The organism is Parafrankia sp. FMc2, from assembly GCF_041008525.1.
In the GTDB taxonomy this organism is placed as follows: Bacteria; Actinomycetota; Actinomycetes; order Frankiales; family Frankiaceae; genus Parafrankia.
On the sequence record NZ_JBFLUG010000232.1, the window covers coordinates 1 to 6,982 of the forward strand.

The following is a 6,982-nucleotide window of genomic DNA, read 5'->3' on the forward strand; positions in this document are numbered from 1 at the left end:
ACCACACCCACCCGCGCCCGCGGCCAGAAACGCCGACGGTCGAAGGCGTAGGTCGGCAGCGGTACCCGGACGGCTCCGGTCCCGTCGAACAGCCGGTCCCAGTCGACCGGAGTGCCGTCGGCGAACAGCCGGGCGACAGCGGTCAGCAGCATCGTCGGTTCGTCCCGCTCGCGACGCAGCGTCGCAACGGCGAGCACAGCCGTGCCGGCGCCGGCCTCGGCGGAGCCCCCGCTGGCGATGTCGTGGATCGCCGGGGTGAGGGCGGCATCGGGCCCGATCTCCAGGAACCGGGTCACGCCCTGCCCGACCATCGCCGCCACCGCGTCGGCGAACCGCACCGGACGCCGGACCTGGTCGACCCAGTAGGTCGGGTTCGACCACTCCCCCGGCTCCACCGGCCGCCCGGTCACCGTCGACACCGCCGCCACGGTCGGCTCCCGGAAGGTAAGGCCTTCCACAATCCGAGTGAAGTCCGCGAGCATCGGCTCCATCAACACCGAATGAAACGCATGACTCACCGCCAGGCGGCTGTTCTTCCAGCCCTGCGCCGCGGCGATCTCCTCCACCCGGGCCACCACCTCGGCCGCCCCCGACACCACCACCGCGGCCGGACCGTTCACCGCCGCCACATCCACCGTCACATCGGCCCGGCCAAGTACCGCGAGCAGGTCGTCCTCGGACGCGGCGACCGCCAGCATCGCCCCACCCGCCGGCAACGCCCCCATCAACCGACCCCGCGCCGCCACCAGCACCGCCGCATCCGCCAGATCGACAACCCCCGCCGCACACGCAGCCGTGATCTCACCGATCGAATGACCCGCCACCACCTCCGGCACCACACCCCAACTCCGCACAAGCGCCAGCAGTGCGATCTCCACCGCGAACAACGCCGGCTGCGCCCGACCCGTCACACCCAACGCCTCACCGTCCGCGCCGAACACCACCTCCCGCACCGGCACATCCACGTGCTGGTCGAGCAGCTCGCACACCTCGTCAAACGCCTCCGCGAACACCGGAAACGCCTCGTACAGACCCCGACCCATCCCCAACCGCTGCGCACCCTGACCCGTGAACACCACACCCAACCGGCCCTCACCGGCGACACCCCGCACCACACCCGCGGAATCCGCACCCGCCGCCACCACGGCGAGCCCCGCGTCCAGACCACCCAGGTCACCGGCCAGCACCACCGCACGCTGGGCCATCCCTGTGCGCAGCGCCGACGAACGGGCGACGTCCAGCAGTGCCAGCTCGTCCTGGGCGCCGACCGCGGCCCGCAGCCGCTCCGCCTGCCCGGCCAGCGCCGCCGGATCCGCCGCCGCCAGCACCACCGGAACCACCGGAAGGCCGCGGCCGGGCACCCGCACCGGCTCCGCGTCGCCCTCCTCGATGATGACGTGGGCGTTCGTGCCGCTGATCCCGAACGACGACACCGCCGCCCGCCGCGGACGGCCCTCCGCCACCTCCCACAGCCGCGGCTCCACCAGCAGCGACACCGCACCCGCGTCCCAGTCGACCTCCGCCGACGGGGCGTCCACGTGCAGCGTGCGAGGCATCACGCCGTGACGCATCGCCAGCACCATCTTGATCACACCGGCCACACCGGCGGCGGCCTGCGCATGACCGATGTTCGACTTCACCGACCCCAACCACAACGGCTGCCCCTCGGGCCGGCCCTGGCCGTAGGTCGCCAGCAGCGCCTGCGCCTCGATCGGATCACCCAACGTCGTCCCGGTGCCGTGACCCTCGACCACGTCGACGTCCGCGGTGGACAGCGCCGCGCTTGCCAGCGCCTGGCGGATCACCCGCTGCTGCGACGGACCGTTCGGCGCCGTCAGACCGTTCGACGCCCCGTCCTGGTTCACCGCCGAACCGCGCAGCACCGCCAGCACCTGATGGCCGTTCCGGCGGGCGTCCGACAGCCGCTCCACCAGCAGCATCCCGACACCCTCACCCCACCCCACCCCGTCCGCCGCCGACGCGAACGACTTGCACCGGCCGTCCGCCGCCAGACCACGCTGCCGGGAGAAACCCACGAACGTCCCCGGTGTGGCCATCACGGTGACACCGCCGGCCAGCGCGAGGTCACACTCACCGGCACGCAGCGCCTGCGCCGCGAGGTGCAACGCCACCAGCGACGACGAACACGCCGTGTCCACGGTGACCGCCGGCCCCTCCAGACCGAACGTGTACGACACCCGGCCCGAGGCGATACTCCCGCCCGTACCGAGGAAACCCTCGACGTCCTCGTCGGAGGTCTCCAGCACCGCCGCGTAGTCCGTGTACATCACACCGGCGAAGACACCCGTCCGGGAACCGCGTACCGCGCGCGGGTCCACCCCGGCGCTTTCGAACGCCTCCCAGGATGTTTCCAGCAGCAGCCGGTGCTGCGGATCCATCGCCAGCGCCTCACGCGGCGAAATCCCGAACAACCCCGGGTCGAAATCCGCCGCACCGTGCAGAAAGCCACCGCGGCGGGTGTAGGACGTCCCCGGATGGTCCGGGTCCGGGTGGTAGAGGCCGTCCAGGTCCCAGCCCCGGTCGGCGGGGAAGTCGCCGATGCCGTCGGCGCCGCGGGCGAGCAGGTCCCACAGGTCGTCCGGGGAGGAGACCCCGCCGGGCAGCCGGCAGGCCATCCCCACGATCACGACGGGGTCGGTGCTCGACGCGAGCGCGGCGGGCAGCGCGGGCTGGGCGCCGTCCGCGGCGCCGTCGGCGGCGCCGGACAGCTCGGCGGCCAGGAAGGCGGTGAGCACGTTGGTGTTCGGGTGGTCGAACACCAACGTCGACGGCAGGCGCAGGCCGGCGGCCGCGGCCAGCCGGTTACGCAGCTCCACCGCCATCAGCGAGTCGAAGCCCAGCTCGCTGAACGCACGGCCGGCGTCCAGATCGTTCGGCGACGGGTAGCCGAGGACACCGGCGACATGCAGGCGGACCAGGGTCGACACCGCCCCGAGCCGGTCGCTTTCCGGCAGGGCGGCGAGCTGCCGTCCCAGGTCCGACTCCGTGGTGACGACCCGCCGACGCGGGGCTCCGGCGAGGTCCTCCATCAGCTCCGGGAGGGCACCGGAGCGGGCCAGCTCGCGCAGCGCGCGGATGTCCAGCGCGATCGGCGCGAGGAGCGCCCGGCCGGTGGTGAGGGAACGGTCGAACGCGGCCACGCCGAGCTCGGCGGTCAGCGGCGCCGCCCCGCCGCGGCGCAGGCGGGCGCGGTCGGCGTCGGCGAGCTCCGCGACCATGCCCGTCTCGACGTCCCACAGGCCCCAGGCCAGGGAGATCGCCGGCACTCCGGTGGCGCGCAGGTGCGCGGCGTAGGCGTTCAGGAAGGTGTTGGCGGCCGCGTAGCTGGCCTGGCCCGGGTTACCGAACAGGCCGGCGGCCGAGGAGAACAGGATGAAGCCGGACAGGTCGCGGCCGACGGTGGCGGCACGCAGGTTCAGCGCCCCGTCGACCTTCGCCCGCAGCACGGCGGCCAGGCGTTCCGGGGTGAGGGAGGTCAGCAGGCCGTCGTCCAGCTGCCCGGCGGCGCACACCACCGCGGTGACGTCGACGCCGTCCAGGGCCTCACGCACCGCGGCCGCATCGGCCACGTCGCAGGCCACCACGCGTACGTCGGCACCCGCGGCGGCGAGCTCCGCGACGAGGTCGGCGGCGTCCGGGGCGGCGGCTCCGCGGCGGGAGAGCAGCAGCAGCCTCGTCACGCCGTGCGCGGAGACGAGGTGGCGGGCCAGCACCGCGCCGAGCGTCCCCGTCCCGCCGGTCAGGACGACCGTTCCGGTGCCGAACCCGACCGGTGGCAGGCCGTCCGGAGCAGCATGATCGACAGTGCCGGCAGCGGTCGCGGTCGCTGGTGCTGGTGCTGGTGCTGGTGCTGGTGCTGGTGCTGCGGCGGCGGGACGCAGCCGCGCCAGCCGCGGCACCAGGACGGAACCACCGCGCACGGCAGCCTGGGGCAGGCCGGCACCCAGCACCGCGGGCAGGACGTCCCAGGCGCCACCGCCCTGGACGGGGTCCACGGCGGGGTCGAGGTCGACCAGGTGGATCCGTCCCGGATGTTCGGACTGGGCGGACCTGACCAGCCCCCACAGGGCCGAGCCCGCGAGATCCGTGACCGGTTCCCCCTCGGCCGCCGCCACCGCACTCGAGGTCACGACCACGAGTCGTCCGTCGTTCCAGGCAGGATCGGCGAGCCAGGCCTGGATCGTGCCGAGCACCGCGGCGGTCCGGTCGCGGACGAGCCCGGCGAGCACCTCGGCATCGCCGCCGCCGGCGCCGGGCCGGTGGCAGTCGATCACCAGCACCGCGGCCGGTTCGGGCAGCGGTGCCCCGGGCGTCGTCCGCACCCAGCCGGCTGCGGCCCCGTTCCCGGGTACAGCCCCCACCGGGCGCTCGGTCCAGTCGACGGCGTAGAGCAGCTGGTCGGCGGCGGACGTGCCGGCGGCGAAACTTTCCGGGGCGGTGGGGCGCAGGACCAGGCCGTCGATGGCGGCCACCGGCATGCCGGCACCGTCCGCGAGCAGCAGGCGCACGGTGTCGGCACCGTCGCCCGCGGTGAGGCGGACCCGCAGCCCGGCGGTACCGGCCGGGCCGAGGAGACGGACGCCGGTGAACGCGAACGGCAGGCGGACCGCGCCGTCCTCGGCGACAAGGCCGCCGGTGCCGATCGCGTGCAGGGCGGCGTCCAGCAGCGCGGGATGCAGGTGGTAGCCGGTGGTGGCGGTGGCGGCCGGGACGGCCACCTCGGCGAGGACGCCCACGCCGTGCCGCCACATCCGGCGCAGCCCCTGGAAGGTCGGTCCGTAGTCCAGGCCGGCCAGCGCGAACCGGGGGTAGGCGTCGTCGACCGGGATCTCGGACCAGTCCGGAGCCGGCCAGGTGAGCAGCGCGGCCCCCGGGGGCGGGGCCGTCTCGGCGGTGAGCAGGCCGGAGGCGTGCGCCGTCCAGCCGTCCTCGTCGGTGCCGGGGTCGTCGCCGGCACCGGCACCGGCACCGAGGGTTGCCGGGGCGTCCTCGGGCTGGGAGTGGATGGTGATCCGGCGGTCGCCGTCGCCGTCCGGCGGCCCGACCGTCACCTGCAGCCGCAGGCCGCCATGCGCGGGCAGGGCGACCGGGGCGTGCAGGAGCAGCTCGGCGACGGTGGGGGTGCCCGCCCACCGCCCGGCGGCCAACGCCAGTTCCAGCAGGGCGGTGCCGGGCAGGACGGTGGTGCCGAAGACGGTGTGCTCGGCGAGCCAGGCCGGGGCGTCGGCGGCCAGCCGCCCGGTGAGCAGCATGCCGTCGTCGTCCGCGAGCACGACCGCCGCGCCGAGCAGCGGGTGCTCGGCGGGATGCAGGCCGGCGGCCGAGACGTCCCCGGCGCCGGCGGCGGTGTCGAGCCAGTACCGCTGGTGGTCGAAGGGGTAGGTCGGCAGCTCGACGCGGCGGGCACCGGTGCCGTCGAAGAGGGCTGGCCAGCGCACCGGCGTCCCGTGGACGAACAGGCGGGCCAGCGCGGCGAGCAGGGTCGGTGTCTCGGCGCGGTCGCGGCGCAGGGTGGCGGCGGTGAGCAGGTCGGGGCAGGCGTCGCCGACGAGCGTGCTGAGGACGGCGTCGGGCCCGATCTCCAGCACCCGGGTCACGCCGGCCGCCGCCAGCGCGGTGGCGGTGTCGGCGAAGCGGACGGGCCGGCGGACCTGGTCGACCCAGTAGGCGGCGCTCGACCACTCGCCCGGGGCGACCGCGGCGCCGGTGACCGTGGAGACGGCTGCCCGCTGCGGCTCGCGCAGCCGCAGCGCGCCGACCGCCGCGCCGAACGGGCCCAGCATCGGTTCCATCAGCGCCGAGTGGAAGGCGTGGCTGACCCGCAGCCGGTTCGTCTTCCAGCCCCGCGCCGCGGCGGCGTCCGCCGCCCGGTCGAGGAACTCGTGCGGGCCGGAGAGCACCACGGCGGACGGACCGTTGACCGCAGCGAGATCGACGGGGTGCCCGGCGCGGGTGAGCTCGGCGAGGACGGGCAGGACGGCGGCCTCGGAGGCGGCGACGGCGAGCATGCCGCCGCCGGCCGGGAGCTCCTGCATCAGCCGGCCGCGGGCGGTCACCAGCGCCGCCGCGTCCGCCAGGCCCAGCACCCCGGCCGCCCAGGCGGCGGTGATCTCCCCGACCGAGTGGCCGGCGACGACGTCCGGTTCGACGCCGAGATGGCGGACGAGCGCAAGCAGGGCGACCTCGACGGCGAACAGCGCCGGCTGGGCGTAGCCCGTCCGGTCCAGCAGCTCGGGGTCGTCACCGTCGAGGACGGTGCGCAGCGGAACGTCCAGATGCACGTCCAGCAGGGCGCAGACCTCGTCGTACGCGGCCGCGTACACGGGGAACCGCCGGTGGAGCTCGCGCCCCATCCCCAGCCGCTGCGCGCCCTGGCCGGTGAACACCACACCGAGCCGGCCCTCGGTCGCCGTCCCCCGCAGAACCCCGGGGGCGGCTTCGCCGCCGGTGACCGTCGTGCGGGCACGGCTGGTGTCGTCGGCGCTGTCGGCTTCGTCCGCGAAGTGTGGGAGATCGGCGAGGGCTGCGAGCTGGGTCTGCAGGTCGGCGGTGCTTCCAGGCAGCAGGACGGCGCGGTGGCCGAGCGTGGCGCGGGTACTGACCGAGAGCCCGACGTCGGCCAGTGAGTCGTCGGCGGGCGAGGCGTCGGCGAGCTGGCCCGCGGGTCCGCCGGCCAGCGCCGCGGCGAGGCGGCGAGCCTGGGCGGCGAGAGCCTGGCCGGTCCGCGCGGTGAGCACCACCGGCGTCACCGATGCCGGCTGTGTTCCGACCCCCGCGCCCGTGATGACCGTGACCGGATCCTGTTCCGGCTCTGACTCCGGCTCCGGCTGCGCGGCTGGGGCTTCCTCCACCACGATGTGCGCGTTCGTCCCGCTGATCCCGAACGACGACACCCCCGCCCGCCGCGGCTCACCCCCACCCGGCCACTCCCAGTCTCGCATACCCATCCCGCCGCCCACGA

The 6,982-nt window shown here is 75.2% G+C and carries 1 protein-coding gene; it reads right to left on the reverse strand.

Annotation, left to right across the window (positions count from 1 at the left end; genetic code table 11):
* Positions 1 to 6,962 (reverse strand): SDR family NAD(P)-dependent oxidoreductase (locus tag AB1460_RS34850; RefSeq protein WP_368966627.1); only part of this gene is annotated, 6,962 nt, incomplete at its 3' end.
* Positions 6,963 to 6,982: the final 20 nt, after the last annotated feature.